Origin of the sequence: Rothia uropygioeca, from assembly GCF_004136585.1 — a bacterium.
Classification (GTDB): Bacteria; Actinomycetota; Actinomycetes; order Actinomycetales; family Micrococcaceae; genus Rothia.
In genome coordinates this window covers 736,944-757,362 of the sequence record NZ_NOIR01000002.1, presented here as the reverse complement: position 1 = coordinate 757,362, position 20,419 = coordinate 736,944, and the positions used below count along the sequence as shown (strand labels likewise).

Here is a 20,419-nt window from a genome sequence, read left to right as displayed (position 1 = left end):
GCGGAGGGAATCGGCGTCATGGTAGTGCAATGTCTGGACGGCGCACCATCGCACGGAGATAAAGTCAGGTCATGATGACCCGGAGACTGCACATCAAGTGGCTTATTTGGGCTGTTGGACTGGCCGCGTACATGTTCGCTCTGGTGAACCGCAGCTCCTTCTCGGCCCTGGGCCCAACCGCTCAGGAGCATTTCGGCGCTGAGGCGACGGTCCTTTCTTCTTTTCTCGTCCTTCAGCTCGTTGTCTATGCCCTATGCCAGATCCCGGTAGGCGTCTGCCTCGACCGATTCGGAACCTCATGGGTCATTGGCGTCGGACTACTGTGCATGTCTGTGGCTCAGCTCATTCTGGCTTCGACCGACGTGATCCCGGTGGCGGTCTTCGCCCGAATTCTTCTCGGTGCCGGCGATGCTGGAATATTCACATCGGTGGTTCGGCTTGCGGCAGAATGGTTTACGCGTGACCAGGCACCCCTGGTCAACCAGCTGACGGGACTCGCCGGCCAAATCGGCCAGCTCGTCGCGGTTGCGCCATTGGCCGCCGTGGTCGGGGTCTTCGGATGGATGACCGGGTTCGCGAGCCTCACTGCGATCGGCGCCGTGATCCTGGTTTTCGTAATCTTCGTGATGCGGGACGGCCCCGGTTCGGGAACCATCATCGAGCGGGTGACGGGCAAGAAAAAGGGCATACAAACCATGTCCTCCCCGGTTCTTGCTGATACCGGCCCCATCATCCTGACCGAGGTGCTGCCCGTGGTCGGGCCCGGCTCCACCGGCGTCTTCCCAGCTATCACATCGCTCCTGAAAAGACCCGGTGTCAGGTTGGCCTTCTGGGTGCACTTCTCCACGATGTTTGCCCCCGATAGCTTCCTGCTTCTGTGGGGTACCCCGTTCCTGACGGGTGGACTGGGCTACTCGAACGCCGCCGCACACCTTGTTCTTAACGTTGCCATTGTGGCCTCCATGATCGGTGCCCTGGTCTTCGGCCCGATCCTCGCGAAATACTCTCAACACCGCGTCATGCTGTCTCTGTCCGGCGTCGTCATCATGTTCGCCGCATGGATGGTGCTCTTACTGTGGCCAGGAGCCGCACCTTATTCCGTCACCCTGATTTACGGCGCGATCATGGGCGGCGGAATACCGTTGTCCATGACCGCATTCGACATCGTTCGCACGCACGCGCCCAAGCGTCAACGCGGCGTCGCAACAGGACTGGTCAACATGGGTGGCTTCAGTGCGGCCCTGATAACGGTCTTGTTGATCGGATTCGTCTTGGATCTGCAAGGCGCAGGCACTCCCAGCACGTATTCACTGCATGGTTTCAAAGTCGCTATGTCCGTGCAGATCCCCCTCTGGGTCCTCGGCGCGGCGATGATCCTCATCGAAATGCCCAAGGCCAAGCGTTACCTCAAGGAGCGAGCGCGCTGATCGGCCGGACCAGGAGGGATGTCCGGTCGGGACCCGCACGGTCGGAATTCGGAAACATGATCGCCTGTCCGGTGGAACCTCCTTCGTCGACTTTGGTGCAAAGGCGCCGGCGACGACGTCGGCACCCTCGGGTGCCTCCCTGTTGCGAAGTGCTTCAGAGCTCGGCCTGAGCGCCCATGACCGTGGTGCGGTGCAGCGGCAAATGCAGCGCCTGAGTGCGGTTTGCCGAGAATTTCTCCAAGAAGCGGAACAGGACCTTCTGCCATCGGGGCATGCACATTTCCTCGCCCGGTTCTATTCGGAAAACCGAGAGTATGTATACGGCTTCCGAGGGATCGAATTCGAGCTCAGGGTATTCGACCTTCGTGAGCCTCAGCGCTTGCGGTACGTCCTGAGAGTCGTTGAAACCGACGCGGCAGAGCACGTGGATGATTCCGTCCTGCGGATCGCCCAGCTGGGTAACGTGAATGCGCTTGTCGCTCCGGACGTGCGGGACCCCCACATTCTTCATGGTGATGATCACGGAATTCCTGTGCAACACATGGTTGAACTCGAGGTTTGAGCCCAGTGCCAGGGGAGTCGTGGAGGGGTTGCCGTGCGGGTATACGGCGACCCCGGGCACCCGTTGGACATCCGATCCGTGGATGCAATTCACGAAATCTTCGATCGGACCCTCCATCTCGGCCCGTCGGCCCCACATGATGCGCGAACCTCGGCGCCACGACAGCATGACGATGATGAAGCACGCGGCGATGAGTAGCGGCAACCAGCCCCCGGAGAGAACCTTGACCACATTCGCCCCGAACAGGAGAAGCTCCAGTCCGCCGACGAAGAATGCCAACGTCGCGACTCGGATGAAGGACCATTTCCACACCGCATGAGCCAACAGCAGGAAGAGCGACAGCTCCAGCAGGAGCGTGCCCGTCACGGACAAGCCGTAGGCCGCGGCCAAATTGCTGGAGGAACGGAACACGAGGACCAAAGTCAATACGCCCAGGAACAACAGGAGATTGACTGTGGGCATGTAGATCTGCCCGCCTTGGTCCTTCGAGGTCTGCACGACTCGGAGCCGGGGCAGCAAGGACAACCGTGTGGCTTGACGCGATACCGAAAAGGCACCGGAAATGACTGCCTGGGAGGCGATCACCGTCGCGCAGGCCGCGAGAACCACGAGTGGGATCCTCGCCCAATGAGGTGCCAGATGGAAGAAAGGATTCTCTATGGTCTCGGGATGGTCCAGGATCATCGCGCCCTGGCCGAGGTAGTTGATAGCCAGAGCGGGAAGCACGAGAGACAGCCAGGCGAGCATGATGGGCTTGCGGCCGAAATGCCCCATGTCCGCGTACAACGCTTCGACGCCTGTGACCGCCAGGACCACAGCGCCCATGGCGATGAACGCAACAAAGGGCCGGTCGAGGGCGAATGCGATCGCATAAGTGGGCGAGAGAGCACGGAAGATCGACGGGTTCTGAAAAATATGCGGGACCCCCAGGACCAGCAGCACCAGGAACCACGTGACCATGATCGGTCCGAAGGCTTTGCCGATTGAGCCGGTTCCCCAACGTTGGATCGCGAACAGGGTGGAAAGAATCACCACCGAAATCGGAACGATGTATTCGGCGAATCCCGGGTCTGCGACCTCGACGCCTTCGATCGCGCTCATCACCGAAATCGCAGGGGTGATCAGCGAATCTCCGTAGAACAGGGAGGCGCCGATGACGGCGAGGACGATGGCGACCCCGGCCCGGTGGGACGATTTTCCGAGCTTGTGCCAGATGAGCGAAGCGAGGGACAGGATCCCGCCTTCGCCTTGGTTGTGGGCCTTCATGATGAATCCGATGTAGGCCACCGTCACGATCAGCAGCAGACACCAGATGACCATGGAAATCACGCCCAGTACGTCCTGCTGGGTCGGGCCGATGGCCCGGTGGTGAATGCTGAACACCGTTTGCATTGAGTACAGGGGGCTGGTTCCGATATCCCCGAAGACGACGCCGACTGCGGCGACGATCAACGCGACCGGTGCCTTGGACTTGGGACGGGGTGCTCCGAGGGCCAATGCCATGGTTTCGCCCTTCGGATCCTCTTCCTGCCCCGGTGAGTTCTCCGCTGCGGAATTACCGTTTGACGAGGATAAATAATCCGAATTAGAACCAGCTGTCTTGTTCACGAAGGATGATTGTGCCACCACGGATGGGGGCCGGCAATACAATTCGCGGAGCAGATAGTGTGAAGTGAAGCATGGTCATGTATGAGCCCCGGACCATTATTAGGACAGCGAACTAAAACCGTTGATTGTAGGCTACGAGAGTTCCGCAGTCCCCGCTGCACCCCGGCGCAGACAGGCCGTCTCATGCATACAGCACCTTCGCCAGCCCGGTTTCGGCTCGTCCCGATGGGCCCACGGAATCCAACAGAGAAATTCCGGGCCGCCAGCACGCTCGAGCTTTTCTTCGATTTGGTCTTCGTGGTCGCTGTCAGCACAGCGGCGCAGAATCTTCACCAGTTGATGTCGGAGGGGACATCGGCGGAGCCCTGGCACACTATCTGATGGCGTTCTTCGGTATCTGGTGGGCATGGATGAATTTCACATGGTTTGCAACATCATTCGACACCGACGACTGGCTCTACCGACTCGTCACCATCGTGCAGATGGCCGGGGTCCTGGTTCTCGCAGCTGGACTCGATCCCGCCTTCACCGAAAGCAACTACACGGTTGTGGTCATTGGATATGTGCTCATGCGAGTCGCAATGGTCTTTCAATGGTTGCGCGCTGCCAGGTCAGGCGGCCAGGCAGGCCGAGCAGCATTGATTTCGCCTTCGGGGTCCTCTTCGCCCAGGTTCTCTGGGTCGCCTGGCTGATGGTTCCCGCGTCGACGACCCAAGTCGTCGGCTTCGTGCTTCTGATGCTCGTCGAGGTTTCGGTTCCGGTCGTGGCCGAACGAATCGGAAGCACGCCGTGGCATCCGCACCACGTCACCGAACGGTACGGCCTCTTCACCTTGATCGTGCTCGGAGAATCCCTGGCCGCTTCCGCGAATGCGATTATCGAAGCCTTGCATGAGTCCGAGAAATTGGGTGAGCTGGTGGCCATAGCCATTCTCGCGCTCGTGGTCACGGCCGGCCTGTGGTGGATCTATTTCTGGCCTCCGCACCACCGCTCGATCTCCAGCCTCGGAGCATCACTTCGTTATGGGTATGTCCACTATTTCGTTTTCGCGGCCGCTGGGGCCTTTTCCGCGGGAATCGAAATCGAAATCGACAACTTGTCCCATCGCTCCCACCTACCGTCTCTCACTGCATCTATTCGGTTGCTCTGCCGGTCGCCGTATTCCTCATGGCGATCTGGTGGATCGCTTTCCGAAAGCACGCGGACGGCGTCGTGAATACCGCGGATCCATTGGGCGCGCTCCTGGTGCTCCTCGACCCGGTGCTTCCCTTACCCGTTGCTGTGACTGCCTTGGTCATCGCGGCGGTCGTCGACGTGCTGGTTATTCGCGCGCCACTGGCCGATCCGACGGAGGCACCGACCGTCTAAAGGATTCGGGCCGTCGAGGGCGTCGGGATGAATTCCCGCAGACGCTGGGCGAGCCTCTCATTGTCCCGAAAAACGTGGGCATCGGTTCCTGGCCTTGAGAACGCTTCTTCGACCGAGCCCGCAACCGACGGACCGACCATCAAGAGGTCGTCCTGGGGAACCCCGCGAGAATCAAGGGCGCGATTGTTCTCATCGATCAGGAACTTGGCGGCCATCCCACCCTGACTCTCAACCTTCAGATCACCCTGTCGAATCAAGTCGCGCAGCAAAGTGTCCTTGGCCCGCTTCGCGCTGACTCTCGCGAGTCGAGCGTCAAACATCGAGCGGGTGCGCACCACTTCCCGGTACGCGGGGGAGGCCGCTTCGAACGCGCCGTCGTGTACGCAAACCCGTACCTCCGGACCCAAGAACCGAACCAATCCCTCACGATGCAATGCGAGCAGATTCTCCAGACGTTCGGGCGGAGGGCCCGAGGCGATAAAGGAGAAGAGGCCGTGGAGTCCGGCGTCGAAATTCTGAATACGATCTTCGGCCGAGAATTCTCCGTGGGCGACGAGCTCTCGGACCACATAGTAGGCCCCGACCAAGGCGTGAAAACGAGCCGAGTCCTGCGAGTAGGAAGGATCGGCGGCGCGGTCGAGGTCGCCCCGCACATAGTCGGACACGGCTTGTTCGACGTCCTCCCTACCATCGAAATCACGCGCGGCGAAGGGTCGGTCTATACGCGCGAGATCGTAATGGTCTCTGGGATCCGGCACCAGGCTCTGCGCCCATCGATCCAGCTCGTTCCTGAGGTCGGAGGCATGAGAGCGGTTTCCCGCGAGGAAAATGCTGCTCCACTCATCCCCCCTGTCTCGGATGTCGTCGGGTGCGAATTCGGCACGCTGCGGGTGCCGATACGCAAGTTCGGAATAATGCGCGACGAACAACTCCATGTCCAGCAACGGCATCACGTCGTCCAGGACGGTGAGCCTTCCCGGTCCCTCGACCTTCGCATCATCGGCAAGACGTGCGAAGTTTTCCTTGGTCACATACCGAGTCGGGCCCACGCGCATACCCTTGGGGAGATAACCCAGCTTGGAATGGTAGGGAACCCCTCGCCGAGAACCGACCCACAGGACCGGTTCCCGGCCCGAAGGCCGATACCGAGTCCTGGCACCACTTGACTGGAATACTCCTCCACGGTCTTCGGTCACCATCATCATGGCGTCGATGAATGCCAGGCCGAAGCCCCGAACCAACACGTCCTGCCCCGGCTCCAGACCGGAGAGATCTACATCGGCCGTGTATCCGGGCGCTATGTACGACAACCCGAGTTCTTCGGCCTGAGTCTTCAGCATGCGGGTTTCCGCATCGTCCTCGATTTCCACGAAACCTTGTGCCAGCACCACCACATCGGCGTCTATTCGGGCAGATCCATTGCTGCTCGACTCCAGAAAGACGCTGCGGCGATCGCCGGAAGAGAGAACCTTGACCGCCAATGACCGGTGCACATGCACGTGAACGGCGTCCGGCATAGACTCGACGGCCCTGTCGAAGGCCCAGGCTAAGTATGCGGCCTGAACCTGACGCGGCGCGAAGCTCTCCGGTGTGAAGCCTTCGACGTAGTCACCCAGCCCACGCTCTTCGAGGACGTTCCGACCCGCACCCTCGACCCACGTTGCAAGGTCGGGACCAGTGAGCGGCGGGGCCGTCAACGAGGCGTCCTGGTCAGCGAAGATGGTCACGTCCCGGGCCACGGAGTTCATCCACAACGTCGGAGACTGCTCATGCCGCCAGATGCGCCCGCCACCGGCTTCGAATGGTTCGATCACATGGACATCCACCGGATCGTCCAGGGCCGGGGCTTCCGGTCGCATCGAAGCCGCGAGAGCGAGGAGAACCCCGGTCGTTTTAGGGCCGCCACCCACAAAGACTATGGAAGTCGGCACGTCAAGAATCCCGTTCGCCACCGGCGAGCGCAGCTATGGCGGCATGGGCGGTCGGGGAATCGAGAAGTACTCCTTCGATACCCGTGAGCTCGCGCGGTGACCCAGCGGATTCCTCCACGCCGCCGGCGTGCCCCAGGAATTCGTTGGCTTCGTCCACTAGAGCCGACAGCTCCGCTTCAGAGGTCCCGCCGCGAGCAGTCCGCCCCTGCTCGGTCACAGCGACGCTCATCAGAATAGTGGGGTCGGCCGAGCCTTCAATCAACAGATCCAACAACCGACGCCCAGCCTCGGCCGTGGGGCACGCATCGGCGTCGAGTACAGCGATATCCGCGATGTCGGCCGCGGTTCGTGCGGATGGTTCGTCCGAGACCCTCACGAGTGCAGGCAATTCGCCGCGCGGCGGACGCGGAGTGATCGAGGGCCCCTTGACGGTGAACTGCTGACCGACCGAATCAGTACCGGTGAAGTCAACATAGTGGACCTTTTCGCGATCGATGAACCGACCCGTTGATTCGTCCCGAATCACGGCGTCGGGCTCCCACGAGGTCCAAAGCCGGGTCACGACGTCGTCCACATCCCGCACCTCTCGCCAGGTCTGTTCGGAATCAGCGGCGGCGCGCCTTCCGGCTGCGGCGGCGGGAGCGTTCTCCGTCTGCACAGTAGGGGAATATCCGGCACGGCCCTCTGCCGCGAAGTCGAGAGTGGCCGTCGCGGTGCTGATATGGAACGGCTCGTTATGGGTCACCGGCACTTCAGGCACGAGCTGCAGGCGCGTGGACTGAGGGGCCAACCACGCGGAAAGCGTCAGCGCGTCCAGACCCGAAACAAAATCGTCGCGGACCACGAGCCAGCGGACAGGCGGTACAGTACCGGCCGTCGAATCCGCCCGGGCGACCAGACGGGCCAAAGCGTGAAGATCGGCGGTGGCCTGCGGAGAAACCGCCACGGCAAGAGGTAAGTTCATGCTGTCCTCCTAGTTTTCTTCCCGGGATTCGTCCGCGCGCTCGCGGGATGCTGCCCATTCTTTTTCTGGCCGGTAGTCTGGCAGGCCCATGTTCTTCCGGAGGGTTCGGCCCGGGTAACCATCCCGGTAGACGCCTCGCGAGCGGAGCTCAGGAACCACCCGGTCGACGAATTCGTCGAGTCCGCCAGGGGTGAGGTGGGGAATCAGGATGAAACCGTCCGCGGCACGCTCCTGGACGTAGAGGTCCATTTGACCGGCGATTTCTGCAGGCGTTCCTACGAAGGAGTGCTGCCCGGAAACTTCTACGACCAGCTCGCGAATCGACAAATTCTTGTCCCTCGCCAAACGACGCCATTCCTCGACGACGGGACGCGGATCCTTGACCCGTCGCACGCGTCCCTGGGTCAACGATTCCGATTCGAAATCCGGTTCGATGTCCGGAAGCGGTCCGTCGGGGTCGTAGGCGCTCAGGTCCTTTCCCCACTGCCTTTCGAGGAAAGCGATGGCTCCAGGACCGGAGACCTGCTGGAAAGCGACCTGGCGGGAACGTTCGACGGCGTCCTCATGTGTATCACCGATGATGTAGGTGACCCCAGGGTAGATCGACAGGTCATCCTTGGAACGTCCGAATCGTGCAAGACGGTCGGAAATGTCGGCGTAGAATTCCTGTCCGCCTTCGAGGCCGGAATGCCGCGTGAAAATCGCGTCCGCATTGGCGCACGCGAAATCACGGCCTGTAGGCGAATCACCGGCCTGGAAGAGTACCGGGTGGGTTTGCGGAGTCTTGTGCACGGGGAAACGCCCCGCAATGTCAAAGAATTCCGAGGAGAATTCGAACGGCCCGGAGTCGGACTCCCACATCTGCCGTGCGGCCGAAATGAAATCGACAGCCCTGCGGTAACGATCCGCGTAGTCGAGATAGCCGCCTCGCCGGAAATTCTCGCCGGTGAAGGCGTCATTGGTGGTGACCACATTCCACGCGGCCCGTCCGCCGGAAACGTGATCGAGAGTCGCCAATTTTCGGGCCAAATCATAAGGCTCGTTGAAAGTCGCACTCAACGTGCCTGCAAAACCGATGTGTTCCGTGACAGCGGCCAACGCGGACAATACGGTGACCGTTTCAGGACGACCGACAGTGTCCAGATCGAAAACTTTCCCTTTGTGCTCACGAAGTCGCAGGCCCTCGGCCAAGAACACGAAATCGAAAAGCCCGCGTTCTGCCGTTCGGCTGAAATGTTTGAAGCTGGAGAAATCGATATTGGAACCGGATTTAGGGTCCGACCAAACCGTGGTGTTATTGACCCCGGGGAAATGCGCCGCAAGGTGTACCTGACGTTGGCTCATCCTGCTCCTCACTCGAAAAATGACTCGTGCTGATCGTTTGGACTGGGGAGCCTCTTGGGGCCTGCCATCTGGTCAGAGCACTTGGCTGAAATTTCAGCGTAGGAGTCTTCCTGCGCAAGTGGAACGCCACTGTCACAGTCCGAAATATGTCCGAAAGCATTGCATGTGCCAAAGCTGTAAATTCGGGAATAACAGAGATGCCCCAGGGCGTTCTCCCAAGAAGAGTTCCCGCTATCCAACGGAGGAAAAGTGTCAGCACCGAATGACAACAGCGCGAAGTTCGCCGAATATGCGCATCCGGAACGACTCGTCAGCACGCAGTGGGTCGCAGACCACGCCAAGGATCCGGGCGTCGTGATCGTGGAAAGCGACGAAGACGTCCTCCTCTACGAGACCGGCCACATTCCTGGTGCGGTCAAGGTCGACTGGCACACGGAACTCAACGATCCCGTGACCCGAGACTATGTGGACGGAAAAGCATTCGCTGAGCTCATGTCCAAGAAGGGCATCAGCCGGGATACGACCATCGTTGTCTATGGCGACAAATCCAATTGGTGGGCCGCGTACGCGCTGTGGGTCTTCACACTGTTCGGACATCAGGACGTTCGACTCATGGACGGTGGCCGTGCCAAGTGGATCGAGGAAGACCGCGATGTGACAACTGACGTGCCCTCGCCGGCGCAGGGGGAGTACCCCGTCGTCGAACGCGAGGATGAGCGCATCCGTGCATACCTTCCGCAGGTCCGCGAGAGCATCGGCAGCCTTCCACTGATCGACGTGCGAAGCGCCGACGAGTACACAGGGCGCCGGACGCACATGCCCAATTACCCTGAGGAAGGGGCTCTTCGCGGAGGCCATATCCCAACGGCACATTCCGTCCCGTGGGCCCGTGCGGCCAATGAGGACGGTACATTCAAGTCCGCAGACGAGTTGCGTGGCATTTACCAGGACGAGCTTGGCCTCGAGCCGGAACAGGACATCATCGCGTACTGCCGCATCGGCGAACGTTCTAGCCACACGTGGTTCGTTCTGGAACACCTGCTCGGATTCAACAATGTGCGCAATTACGACGGCTCATGGACCGAGTGGGGCAACGCCGTCCGTGTACCCATCGTTCAGGGCGAAGAGCCCGGAGAGGCACCTTCAGCATCATGACCCAGACCGCAACCGAACTTCCCGAATCACTGCAGGAGATCGTGGAAGAATTTGCCGAACTTCCGCCTCAGGACCGTCTGCAGCTCCTCCTCGAATTCAGCAACGGCCTGCCTGAGCTTCCCGCTCGGTTCAAGGACCACCCCGAGTTGCTCGAGCCCGTGCCGGAGTGCCAGTCGCCGATCTTCCTCGTGACCGAGGTCGAGGAGGACAGCACCGTTCGTCTGTACTTCTCCGCGCCACCGGAAGCTCCCACGACTCGAGGTTTCGCGGGGATTCTCCACGAAGGACTCGACGGAAAATCTGCCGACATCGTCGCCGGCGTCCCCTCGGACTTGCCGTTGCGGCTCTCCCTCACCCAGGCAGTCAGTCCTTTGAGGTTGAATGGGATGAGCGGCATGCTGGCGCGCATTCAGCGTCAGGTCGCCGAGAAAACCGAGTAGGCAGTTCATCGTCCAGCTGAGCGAATACACGAGACAGAGGAATACACATGGCTGAAATCACCTTCAAGGGAAATCCGACCCAGACCTCGGGCGACTTGCCCGACAAAGGATCGACCCCTCCCGCGTTCACCCTGGCAGGAACCGACTTGGGGGAAGTCACCGAGAACGACTTCCAGGGAAAAACCATCGTCTTGAATATCTTTCCTTCGGTGGATACCGGAGTTTGCGCGGCGAGTGTCCGAAAGTTCAACGAAGAAGCAGCCGGCCTCAACGATGTTGCGGTCGTGTGCGTCTCGAACGATCTTCCCTTTGCACTGGGTCGCTTTTGCGGTGCCGAGGGTATCGACAATGTCGTGACCGCCTCGGGGTTCCGCTCTACCTTCGGCGATGACTACGGGGTCCGGATCACCGACGGTCCGATGGAAGGGCTCCTGGCGCGGTCCGTCGTCGTGATCAGCCCTCAAGGCGAAGTGGTTTACACCCAGCTCGTCCCGGAAATCGGTCAGGAACCCGACTACGATTCGGCGATTACGGCCGCCCGGGGCTAAACCGAGAATTCGGCAGGAACAGACTTCACCCCGTCACGGAGCCCGGGCCCCGTGACGGGGTGTTTTCGCGTCCGAACCACTTCATGTGAAAGAACCGAACCTGAATTATGGCATGTTGGTAGGTTCCCTTTTGTGAGCGCCATTCCTCGGGGATCCGGGTGGTAGCCTGAACTAAATTTGGCGTTCAACCCCTGGGGAGAATTGTGTCCAGCAGTAGCACCGAGTCGGAGAATTTCACGCCCGAAGGCCTCAAGCGTGGGCTTCGGAACCGGCATATGCAGATGATCGCCATTGGCGGCGCCATCGGCACTGGACTTTTTCTCGCCTCCGGCGGAACCATCGCGGACGCTGGCCCAGGAGGCGCACTCGCGGCCTACGCCGTCATCGGTCTGATGGTCCTCTTGCTCATGCAATCTCTGGGGGAAATGGCCGCCCATCTGCCGGTGGCCGGATCGTTCCAGACGTACGCTACGCGATTTGTGAGCCCGTCCTTCGGCTTCGCGATGGGATGGAACTATTGGTTCAACTGGGCCATCACGGTTGCCGCCGAACTGGTGGCGGCCGGGCTCATCATGTCGTTCTGGCTGCCCGACGTGCCGGGCTGGATTTGGGCTGCAGTGTTTCTGGTCTTGCTGACGGCGCTCAACGCGCTGTCGGCACGCGCTTATGGCGAAGGCGAGTTCTGGCTGGCAGCCGTCAAGGTTGCGGCCGTCATCGTTTTCCTGATTGCCGGGATCCTGATGATCGTGGGCATCATCGGCGGGAACTCCCCGGGCTTCTCGAATTGGACCGAAGGGGACGCACCCTTCAGCGGTGGGTTCATCTCGATCATTTCGGTCTTCATGATCGCCGGCTTCTCGTTCCAGGGAACCGAAATGATCGGTGTGGCCGCGGGCGAAGCCGAGAATCCGCGCCGGGACGTCCCCAAAGCGTTGCGTTCCGTGTTCTGGCGCATCATGCTCTTCTACATTGGAGCTATTGCGGTGATCGGTTTTCTGATTCCGTACACCGACCCGAACCTGCTGAGAAGCGACGAATCGGATATCGCTTTCTCCCCCTTCACCCTGGTTTTCGAAAGAGCCGGGGTCGCATTTGCCGCTTCCCTCATGAACGCCGTGATCCTCACGGCCATCCTTTCAGCGGGCAATTCAGGTCTCTACGCTTCGACCCGTATGCTTCTTTCCCTCGCGCTCGAAGGCAAGGCACCGAAAATTTTTGCCAGAGTGAATAAGCGCGGGATACCCATGCCCGCCTTGATCGCGACGGCGTGTGTCGGCCTGGCCGGATTCATCACGGCCGTGGTGGGGCAAGGTGCCGCCTACACGTGGTTGGTCAATATCTCCGGTCTTTCAGGATTCATCGTGTGGGTCGGGATAGCGGTATGCCATTTCAGATTCCGCAGGGCCTACGTGGCGCAGGGGTTTGATCTCAAGGACCTCCCGTACAAGGCGCCCCTTTTTCCTTTGGGGCCGATTATCGCTTTCGTGCTGTGCATTGTGGTCATCCTTGGCCAGAACTACGAGGCCGTTTTCAAGGGCCAGCTTTTCCATGTGTTGAGTTCCTACATCGGGTTGCCGGTCTTCTTGCTGGTGTGGCTTGGGCACAAACTCATCACTCGCTCGAAATCGGTGACCTTGGAGGAAGCTGACGTTCAGTCGTTGGCTCCGCGAAACCACAATGTCTGAGGCATGTGACGACTTCGCGTCGCTTCCCCGGCGAAGTCCTCCATGCACCGGCTGAGCAGATCCGGATGAGGTAGATAACCTTGCCCGTGGGAAAGCCCTGTTGATAACCTGCACGGAGACACAAAGCGGTGGGCCTGCGGATATTTTTATCCACGGTGCACCGCTTTTTTGCACCGCTCCTGGACCGACCGGTGGCATCCGTCCCGGTCGAAGTTTTTGACGGATGGCCTCGGCGGCCTGGAAGTGAATCATATTTCTCTGACCGTCAGGAGTGCTTGATGACCACCGAAAGTTCTTCTTCGAATATGCCGGAAGGTTCGGGGCCGCACAGCCCGGACACGGGTTCGCTTCGAGCAGCCGCGTTGAGCGAGGAGCCCCGCCGCACGGCGCGACTCCGCGTCCTCTCTGCTTCCCTTTTGGTAGCGCTCGGGGGTTTGCTCTACGGCTACGACACCGGCGTCATCTCCGGAACCCTCGCGCAGATCGCTCAGGACTACGGGGTGAGCGAACACGGGATAACGGCCGAGTTCATCACCTCGTTCATTCTCGCCGGCGCCGTCCTGGGCGCCCTGGGGGCCAGCTTCTTCGCTCGTCGCTTCGGGCGGCGCATCACAATCATTACGGTCGCATCGGTCTTCGTCCTCGGGGTCGTGTTCTGCGCCCTTTCGCCGAATCCTTACATCATGATGGCGAGCCGTTTCTTCCTCGGCCTGGCGGTGGGCGGTTCAACCCAGACCATTCCGACCTATATCTCGGAGCTTGCCCCGAAGAACAAGCGCGGCAGCTACGTGACTTTCTTCAATATCGCGATCGGTGTAGGGATTCTGACGGCGGCACTCGTCAACTACTTCCTGCGCGATGTGGAATGGCACTGGAAAATCGTTGTCGCCGCTATTCCGGCCATCGTGCTGGTGATCGGCATGATTCCGCTGCCTGAAAGCCCGCGGTGGTTGGTCAGTCAGGGAGAGGTCGATACGGCGACCCAAGTGCTCGAGTGGGTTCGACCCAGTGAAAAAACCGCGAAATCGGAGATCCGTGACATCGAACGCACTCGTCGTAAAGCGCAGCGGCAGGCCGCGAAGAGCGAATGGTCCGCAATGTTCACCGAGAAATGGATGCGACCAGCGATTATTGCGGGTGTCGCCGTCGCGATTTTCACGCAGATTACTGGCCTGGAGATGATGATCTATTACACGCCGACTTTGTTGACGCACGTTGGTCTGCCGTCGGATATCGGTCTCAGCATCAACGTCATGGTCGGCGTGGTCTACGTCGTGATGACCGCGGTGGGTCGGTTCATCGTGGATCGCATGGGCAGGCGGACCCTCATGTTGTGGACACTGCCGTTTGCGGCGCTGTGGATCTTGCTTTTCGGTATCACTCTCTCCGTTGGCGGCAACGACCCCAACCTGCCGCTCATGCTGACCTTCCTCATGCTGTTCATGCTTTTCCAAGCAGGTGGTATCCAGGTCGTGGGTTGGCTCATGGGCTCCGAACTCTATCCACTCAAGGTGCGCACTTCGGCCACGAGCCTGCACGCGATGGCACTGTGGGGCTCGAACCTCTTGGTCACCTCCACGGCCTTGACACTGGTCAATTTCTTGTCGCCGGGCGGCGCGATGATGGTCTATGCGGCCCTCAACGTGATTGCGTGGATCGTGATCTACTTCCGGGTCCCCGAGACCAAGGACCGAAGTCTTGAAGACATCGAGTCCAGCCTGCGTGGCGAGGAATTCCTCCCCTTGAAACGCAAGCGGCTGGCCCAGGAACGAGCCTGAGCGCACGAACGACTAAAAAGGCGCGCGTCCGCCGCAATGAGTACCCACGCCCGAGGGCGCACCCGCGAGGTCATAGCTTGTGGGAGTGGCCTCGGGCGTTGCGCATCTCGTCCGGATTCTTGAAGGGTCCCCCTGAATGTTTGCCGACGAGCGGGATCGCAGACCATTGCAATGACATCGATTGGAGCGACTGAATAAGGCACCTTCTGCGCATTCGTCCCATTTTGGCACTCTCCGGGGCATGTTCAGGGGCTGGCCAAAGGCTTGGAGTATCCCTAAAATCCTCGACAACCATGTGGGAAAATATGGACAACAGTGGGTTTGTGTGGCACGCCATTTCCCTCCATTTCGGGCATATTGCCGGGGAATGAACGATTGTTGCCATTGAAAGAAACTTATCCTTATATGAAATTTCGCCCGTGGTGGAAGGAAAAAACGTTGACCGTGAGTTGCTATGTGGTTAGGTTGTTTATATAGCTCGGAATCACTTGGTTTCGAATTGGATTGGTAATTCAACCGACCAGCGATCAGAAGGTAGTGACCATGACTAATAACCAGAACATTGAGTCCCTGCGCAACAGCACAGTTTACGGAAACAACGGCGACAAGATCGGCAAGGTCGGGGAGATTTATCTCGACGACCAGACCAACGAGCCGACGTTCGCTACGGTCAATACCGGCCTCTTCGGTTCCAAGGAAACCTTTGTGCCCTTGAACCAAGCCCGCGCTTCCGATGACGGCCTGACGGTTCCTTATGACAAGGATTTCGTCAAGGATGCCCCGAACATCGATGACGACGGTTCGTTGACCCCCGAGGAAGAGCAGCGTATCTACGAGTACTACTCGCTGGACGGCAGCAACTCGGGACGAGACAACGGTGGCAACGCCGATGCCCAGCGTGGGCAGGCAGGTAATCGGACAGGCCAGGAGCATGGCAATGCGGCGGCCGGTACTGCTGCCGCTGGAACGGCTGCGGCCGGAACTGCGGCAGCAGGTACGGTGAATGGGCGTGAGGATACCCAGGCCGGGACCGGTCGCCACAGCAATGGACAGGCTGAGGCCCAGACGCGAGGCGGAACCGCGGACCAGGCCGCAACCGGCCGTCACGGTGCTGCCGACAACGACGTAGTGGCTCACGAGGAGCGGCTCGAGGCAACAGACCAGACCGAGCGCCGTGAGACGGGTCAGGTGCGACTCCGCAAGCACGTCAAGACGGACACCGAAACCGTTGAGGTCCCGGTTCGACACGAAGAGGTTCAGGTCGAGCGCACCAAGATCGATCCGGACTCCGCAGAGGCCCGCCAAGCGGCCGATGGCAACGAGTTCGGTAAGGACGAGGAGGTCACGGTGACCGCATACGAAGAACGTCCTGTCGTCGACACCGAGACCGTTGCGACCGAGCGAGTCTCTCTCAATAAGCAGGCCCGTGAGGACACCGAGACCGTATCCGGGCAGGTCCGCAAGGAAGAAATCGAAGTTGATGAAGAAGGCAATCGTCGTGACTGATATCGGATGATTGGCATGACAGATGCCCCGAGCGTTGCGAAGGCGATGTTCGGGGCATCTTTGCATCAACCGGTTCCGCACGGTACCTCGTGCAGCTTCCGGGCGCAGACGGAAAACAAAGAGGCTCCCCGGAACGCTTTCGCGTTCCGGGGAGCCTCTTAGATCAGCGGACCGTTACTTGGTCAACTGCGCCAGAATCCCATTGAGGGTTTCTGAAGGTCGCATTACGGCGTCCGCCTTTGCGTCCTGTGGCCAGTAGTAACCGCCCAGATCCACCGAAGAGCCCTGGACATCCAAAAGCTCCTGGGCGATCTTGTCCTCGTTGGACTTGAGCTGTTCGGCGATTCCCGCGAACAATTCCGCGAGGTCCTTGTCGCGACTCTGACGGGACAATTCCTCCGCCCAGTATGTCGCCAGGTAAAAGTGGCTGCCTCGGTTGTCGAGTTCACCCACCTTGCGGGACGGGGACTTGTTCTCTTCGAGGAAGGTGCCCGTAGCGGCATCGAGCGTCTCCGCAAGAATACGGGCCCTATCGTTATCGGTCGTGCTGGCGAGGTGCTCGAAGGACGCGGCCAAAGCGAGGAACTCACCGAGGGAATCCCAGCGCAAATGGTTCTCCGAAACCAGCTGCTGAACGTGCTTGGGAGCCGAGCCACCCGCGCCGGTTTCGAATAGTCCACCGCCGTTGATCAGCGGAACGATCGAGAGCATCTTGGCGGAGGTTCCCAGTTCCAGGATGGGGAACAGGTCCGTCAGATAATCGCGGAGTACGTTTCCGGTAACGGAAATCGTATCCAGGCCCTGACGGATCCGATCGATAGAGAACTTGGTCGCATCGATGGGGGAGAGGATGCGGATATCCAGCCCGTCCGTGTCTTCCGCTTCGAGGTACTCGTTGACCTTCTTGATCAGGTTGGTGTCGTGAGCGCGTTCTGAATCCAGCCAGAACACGGCCGGAGTCCCGGACTCGCGGGAGCGACGAACTGCGAGCTTGACCCAATCGCGAACCGCGACATCCTTGGTCTGGCAAGCGCGCCAGATGTCTCCGCCTTCCACGTTGTGGGACAACAGGACTTCGCCCGCAGAGTTCAGGACTTCGACGACGCCCTTCCCCTCAATCTCGAAGGTCTTATCGTGAGAACCGTATTCCTCGGCCTTCTGCGCCATGAGCCCCACGTTCGGGACGGATCCCATGGTCGTGGGGTCGAAGGCGCCGTTCTCGCGGCAATCCTCGATGACGGCCTGGTAGACGCCGGCGTACGAGGAATCGGGAAGGACAGCGAGCGTGTCGTGTTCGTCGTCATCGGCACCCCACATGTGGCCGGACGTGCGAATCATGGCCGGCATCGAGGCGTCGACGATCACATCCGACGGTACGTGCAGGTTGGTGATTCCCTTACGAGAATCGACCATGGCCAGCGACGGTCCTTCTTCCAGGCCGCGCTCGATGCCTTCCTTGACGCCCTTCGCGGTGTCCTCGTCAAGGAGATCCAAACCGTTGAGGATCGAAGCCAGGCCGTTGTTCGGAGAAAGTCCGGCTTCGGTGAGCTTGTCACCATAGGTCTCGAAAACGTCGGGGAAATAGGCCTTCACGGCGTGGCCGAACAGGATGGGGTCGGAAACCTTCATCATCGTCGCTTTGAGGTGTACGGAGAAGAGCACGTTCTCTTCACGCGCGCGAGCGACCTGGGCGGCAAGGAACTCGTCCAAAGCGGCCGCGCTCATCACGGTGGAATCGACAATCTCGTCCTTGAGGACTTTCAATCCGTCCTTGAGGATCTTCTCCGAACCGTCATCAGCAGTGAAACGGATGGTCAGGGTGTCATCCGAAGGCAGGATCACGGACTTCTCATTGGACTTGAAGTCCTTATCGCCCATTGTTGCAACGTTGGTCTTCGAATCCTTCGACCAAGCCCCCATGGTGTGCGGGTTCTTCCGCGCGTAGTTCTTCACGGACAGAGGTGCGCGACGGTCCGAGTTGCCCTCACGGAGGACGGGGTTCACCGCCGAACCCTTGACTCGGTCGTAGCGCCGGCGAGCATCGGCGTCGGCCTCGGATTTGACCTCGTCCGGGTAGTCCGGGAGGTCGTAACCATCTGCCTGGAGCTCCTTGATGGCCGCCTTGAGCTGCGGAACCGATGCCGAGATATTCGGCAACTTGATGATGTTGGCCTCGGGCGTCTTGGCGAGGTCGCCGAGTTCGGCCAGGGCATCATTGACCCGCTGGTCATCGGGAAGCACATCGTTGAACTGGGCAATGATGCGCCCGGCCAGCGAGATATCGCGGGTTTCCACCGCGACCCCGGCGCTGTTCGCGTATGCCTCGACGATCGGCTTGAAAGAATAGGTCGCCAGCAACGGCGCTTCGTCGGTATGGGTGTAAATGATTTTCGACATGGGTTTTCGGCGTACTCCCTGCTTGATTTCGCGGGTTATTTCCACTGGCCAATATACCGGACGTGCCGGTGCTCACCTCCGAGATGACCTAACGTCCTTCTTCCTTCCCGGAACACAAGCGGATAGCCTCCGGAATATGACGATTCACCACATCAACCGCGTGTACGAGAGTCTGTAACCCGGACGGCACACGGATCCTGGTGGCCTGGAGGCGGCCGCGCGGGATCACACGCAAGGACGCCGCCATCGAGCAGTGAGGGAAAGACCGTTCCCCTTCCACGGGCCTGCGCACAAGGTTCGGTCATGACCCGGAAAAATTCGAGGAGTTCGCGAAATAATATCGGACGGACTGGACAACAACGACCCTACGCAACAAGTACTCAAATAGCTGCCGAAGGTTGAGGTCGTGACGCTTGTCTGCGGGACCAAAGACGACGAACACGATCACCGGTCCTCTTGAGGGATTATTCGTCCGAACAGTAAGGGCTCGCTATCGGGCAATGGATTACGGCGGTGGCACGGTTTCGTCTCGCCGCGGGGACGAACCTAAACTTGGCTCATGCCACGAATAACCGTTTCCGCAGTCGTCATGAGGGATATCCAGGGAAGGGTTCTGACCGTTCGCAAACGCGGCACCAGTTCCTTCATGTTCCCCGGAGGAAAACCAGAGACCGGTGAAGAGCCGCGTGCGGCCGCGGTACGTGAAGTCCGGGAGGAGCTCGGCGTCGATATTGCTCCACATGAGCTCGAAGTCCTCGGCCGCTGGGAAACACAAGCAGCCAATGAAGCCGGCCACGAACTCGTGGCACATGTTTTCGATTGGGTCCGTTCGCCTGAGTATGTGGTTCGGACGCCGATCTTTCCGCTCGCGGAAATCGAAGAATTGCGGTGGAGCGTGCCTGCCGACTCTCTGGCCGAGCCCGACATTGCACCCCTCACACGAGATTGTGTATTTCCGCTACTGGCTTCCACGGAACGAAGCGAGCTGGGACGTTAGCCCAGGAATTCGTGACTTTATTCGATCAAGTGCGGGAAGGGACAGATTCAGGTAGGCCGTACTGACCCGGATAAATAAGCCGTTCCCCTCAGAATGTCCCCCGTGACGGGCCTGTTCGGCCACTTTTGCAGAATAGGAAACATCGTCATATCCTATTCATTTCGGTAAAAAATCATGACTCTATTGACCGAATTCTGGTGAGCTTTGTCTTACTGGACGTGAAACAGTTAACTCCGGATAATTGGGTGTGAAATACCTCATTCATCGAAAGGGATGATCGCCATGTCCGTCATGACAGATGTCACCGAATGCACTGTTTCAAATTGCTCGTTCAATCACGATGGTTGCACTGCCTTTGCTGTGACCATCACGGGCGAACCGCAGGATGCCAGTTGCGGAACTTTCATCTCCTTGGACGCCGATGGTGGCTTGCCCCGCGCTCAAGCGCATGTCGGAGCTTGCCAGCGGATCGAATGCATCTTCAACAAAGACCTCATGTGTGGGGCGGAGTCAGTCAAAGTCGGTTCTGCGACTTCCGGAGCGGACTGCTTGACCTACCGACCGGCCTGATCGGGCGGAGGAGCGTCCGTCACCCGTGACGCGTGATGAGAAATCTGCAATCCGACGGGCGAATTCGTAGCGGTATTCCAGCCCGGATGAACTGACTCGATCCTCTCGTGTGCAGACCGGCCGAAAAAGGGAATACGCC

At 59.7% G+C, this 20,419-nt stretch carries 16 protein-coding genes and 1 pseudogene; 12 read left to right on the top strand and 5 right to left on the bottom strand.

Annotation, left to right across the window (positions count from 1 at the left end; all coding sequences use genetic code 11):
* Positions 1-71 precede the first annotated feature (71 nt).
* A complete protein-coding gene (locus tag EWR20_RS07655) occupies positions 72-1,427 on the top strand; it encodes an MFS transporter (protein WP_129360013.1) in 1,356 nt (451 codons plus the stop codon).
* A gap of 154 nt (positions 1,428-1,581) precedes the next feature.
* Here the strand turns inward: EWR20_RS07655 and EWR20_RS07650 are convergent, their stop codons facing one another.
* Positions 1,582-3,597: a potassium transporter Kup gene (locus EWR20_RS07650; protein ID WP_238147638.1), complete on the bottom strand. Its 2,016-nt coding sequence runs from the start codon at positions 3,595-3,597 to the stop codon at positions 1,582-1,584.
* Positions 3,598-3,678: 81 nt separating this feature from the next.
* Here EWR20_RS07650 and EWR20_RS13140 point away from each other — a divergent pair, with 81 nt between their 5' ends.
* From EWR20_RS13140 to EWR20_RS12930, 3 genes and pseudogenes are all read left to right on the top strand, one after another.
* Positions 3,679-3,978 carry a low temperature requirement protein A gene (locus tag EWR20_RS13140; protein WP_366150740.1) on the top strand — a complete coding sequence of 100 codons (300 nt, stop codon included), beginning with the start codon at positions 3,679-3,681 and terminating at the stop codon, positions 3,976-3,978.
* Positions 3,978-4,813: pseudogene (locus EWR20_RS12935) on the top strand (low temperature requirement protein A). Before EWR20_RS13140 ends, EWR20_RS12935 begins: the two are co-directional and overlap by 1 nt.
* Positions 4,810-4,965, top strand: a complete 156-nt coding sequence (locus EWR20_RS12930; RefSeq protein WP_238147636.1) for a hypothetical protein — start codon at positions 4,810-4,812, stop codon at positions 4,963-4,965. The pseudogene EWR20_RS12935 and the gene EWR20_RS12930 overlap by 4 nt, the downstream one beginning before the upstream one ends.
* Here EWR20_RS12930 and EWR20_RS07640 read toward each other — a convergent pair.
* Genes EWR20_RS07640 through EWR20_RS07630 form a run of 3 tightly spaced genes read right to left on the bottom strand, consistent with a single transcriptional unit; the run spans position 4,962 to position 9,204 of the window.
* The gene (locus EWR20_RS07640) at positions 4,962-6,896 is read right to left on the bottom strand and encodes an FAD/NAD(P)-binding protein (RefSeq protein WP_165000987.1); all 1,935 of its coding nucleotides are present in this window, start codon (positions 6,894-6,896) and stop codon (positions 4,962-4,964) included. The genes EWR20_RS12930 and EWR20_RS07640 overlap by 4 nt on opposite strands.
* Before the next feature lies 1 nt (position 6,897).
* The gene (locus EWR20_RS07635) at positions 6,898-7,860 is read right to left on the bottom strand and encodes an LLM class flavin-dependent oxidoreductase (RefSeq protein ID WP_129360011.1); all 963 of its coding nucleotides are present in this window, start codon (positions 7,858-7,860) and stop codon (positions 6,898-6,900) included.
* A 9-nt stretch (positions 7,861-7,869) separates the two neighbouring features.
* Positions 7,870-9,204 carry an LLM class flavin-dependent oxidoreductase gene (locus tag EWR20_RS07630; protein ID WP_129360010.1) on the bottom strand — a complete coding sequence of 445 codons (1,335 nt, stop codon included), beginning with the start codon at positions 9,202-9,204 and terminating at the stop codon, positions 7,870-7,872.
* Between the two features lie 249 nt (positions 9,205-9,453).
* Here EWR20_RS07630 and EWR20_RS07625 point away from each other — a divergent pair, with 249 nt between their 5' ends.
* From EWR20_RS07625 to EWR20_RS07600, 6 genes are all read left to right on the top strand, one after another.
* Positions 9,454-10,359, top strand: coding sequence for a sulfurtransferase (locus EWR20_RS07625; protein ID WP_129360009.1), 906 nt, complete (start codon positions 9,454-9,456; stop codon positions 10,357-10,359).
* On the top strand, positions 10,356-10,799 hold the full coding sequence (locus EWR20_RS07620) for a SufE family protein (RefSeq protein ID WP_129360008.1): 444 nt from the start codon (positions 10,356-10,358) through the stop codon (positions 10,797-10,799). Before EWR20_RS07625 ends, EWR20_RS07620 begins: the two co-directional genes overlap by 4 nt.
* Positions 10,800-10,846: 47 nt before the next feature.
* Positions 10,847-11,347, top strand: coding sequence for a thiol peroxidase (tpx, locus tag EWR20_RS07615; protein WP_129360007.1), 501 nt, complete (start codon positions 10,847-10,849; stop codon positions 11,345-11,347).
* Between the two features lie 275 nt (positions 11,348-11,622).
* A complete protein-coding gene (locus EWR20_RS07610; protein WP_129360181.1) occupies positions 11,623-13,032 on the top strand; it encodes an amino acid permease in 1,410 nt (469 codons plus the stop codon).
* Positions 13,033-13,310: 278 nt separating this feature from the next.
* Entirely contained in the window at positions 13,311-14,810 is a 1,500-nt protein-coding gene (locus tag EWR20_RS07605) for a sugar porter family MFS transporter (RefSeq protein ID WP_129360006.1), read from the top strand.
* Between the two features lie 543 nt (positions 14,811-15,353).
* Complete coding sequence (locus EWR20_RS07600; RefSeq protein WP_129360005.1) at positions 15,354-16,316, top strand: DUF2382 domain-containing protein; 963 nt, start codon at positions 15,354-15,356, stop codon at positions 16,314-16,316.
* Positions 16,317-16,490: 174 nt separating this feature from the next.
* Here the strand turns inward: EWR20_RS07600 and EWR20_RS07595 are convergent, their stop codons facing one another.
* A complete protein-coding gene (locus EWR20_RS07595) occupies positions 16,491-18,713 on the bottom strand; it encodes an NADP-dependent isocitrate dehydrogenase (RefSeq protein ID WP_129360004.1) in 2,223 nt (740 codons plus the stop codon).
* Between the two features lie 559 nt (positions 18,714-19,272).
* Here EWR20_RS07595 and EWR20_RS07590 point away from each other — a divergent pair.
* Both EWR20_RS07590 and EWR20_RS07585 read left to right on the top strand, forming a co-directional pair.
* Positions 19,273-19,710 carry an NUDIX hydrolase gene (locus EWR20_RS07590; protein ID WP_129360003.1) on the top strand — a complete coding sequence of 146 codons (438 nt, stop codon included), beginning with the start codon at positions 19,273-19,275 and terminating at the stop codon, positions 19,708-19,710.
* Between the two features lie 273 nt (positions 19,711-19,983).
* Positions 19,984-20,280 (top strand): DUF1540 domain-containing protein, encoded by a 297-nt coding sequence (locus EWR20_RS07585; protein ID WP_366150739.1) that lies wholly within the window; start codon positions 19,984-19,986, stop codon positions 20,278-20,280.
* The last annotated feature ends 139 nt before the right edge of the window (positions 20,281-20,419 follow it).

Bases quoted from the DNA above. Each gene is read 5' to 3' on its own strand.
- EWR20_RS07655 (WP_129360013.1), top strand. From the start codon at position 72: ATGATGACCCGGAGACTGCACATCAAGTGGCTTATTTGGGCTGTTGGA.
- EWR20_RS13140 (WP_366150740.1), top strand. From the start codon at position 3,679: ATGAGCCCCGGACCATTATTAGGACAGCGAACTAAAACCGTTGATTGT.
- EWR20_RS07635 (WP_129360011.1), bottom strand. From the start codon at position 7,860: ATGAACTTACCTCTTGCCGTGGCGGTTTCTCCGCAGGCCACCGCCGAT.
- EWR20_RS07630 (WP_129360010.1), bottom strand. From the start codon at position 9,204: ATGAGCCAACGTCAGGTACACCTTGCGGCGCATTTCCCCGGGGTCAAT.
- EWR20_RS07620 (WP_129360008.1), top strand. From the start codon at position 10,356: ATGACCCAGACCGCAACCGAACTTCCCGAATCACTGCAGGAGATCGTG.
- tpx (WP_129360007.1), top strand. From the start codon at position 10,847: ATGGCTGAAATCACCTTCAAGGGAAATCCGACCCAGACCTCGGGCGAC.
- EWR20_RS07610 (WP_129360181.1), top strand. From the start codon at position 11,623: ATGCAGATGATCGCCATTGGCGGCGCCATCGGCACTGGACTTTTTCTC.
- EWR20_RS07605 (WP_129360006.1), top strand. From the start codon at position 13,311: ATGACCACCGAAAGTTCTTCTTCGAATATGCCGGAAGGTTCGGGGCCG.
- EWR20_RS07600 (WP_129360005.1), top strand. From the start codon at position 15,354: ATGACTAATAACCAGAACATTGAGTCCCTGCGCAACAGCACAGTTTAC.
- EWR20_RS07595 (WP_129360004.1), bottom strand. From the start codon at position 18,713: ATGTCGAAAATCATTTACACCCATACCGACGAAGCGCCGTTGCTGGCG.
- EWR20_RS07590 (WP_129360003.1), top strand. From the start codon at position 19,273: ATGCCACGAATAACCGTTTCCGCAGTCGTCATGAGGGATATCCAGGGA.
- EWR20_RS07585 (WP_366150739.1), top strand. From the start codon at position 19,984: ATGATCGCCATGTCCGTCATGACAGATGTCACCGAATGCACTGTTTCA.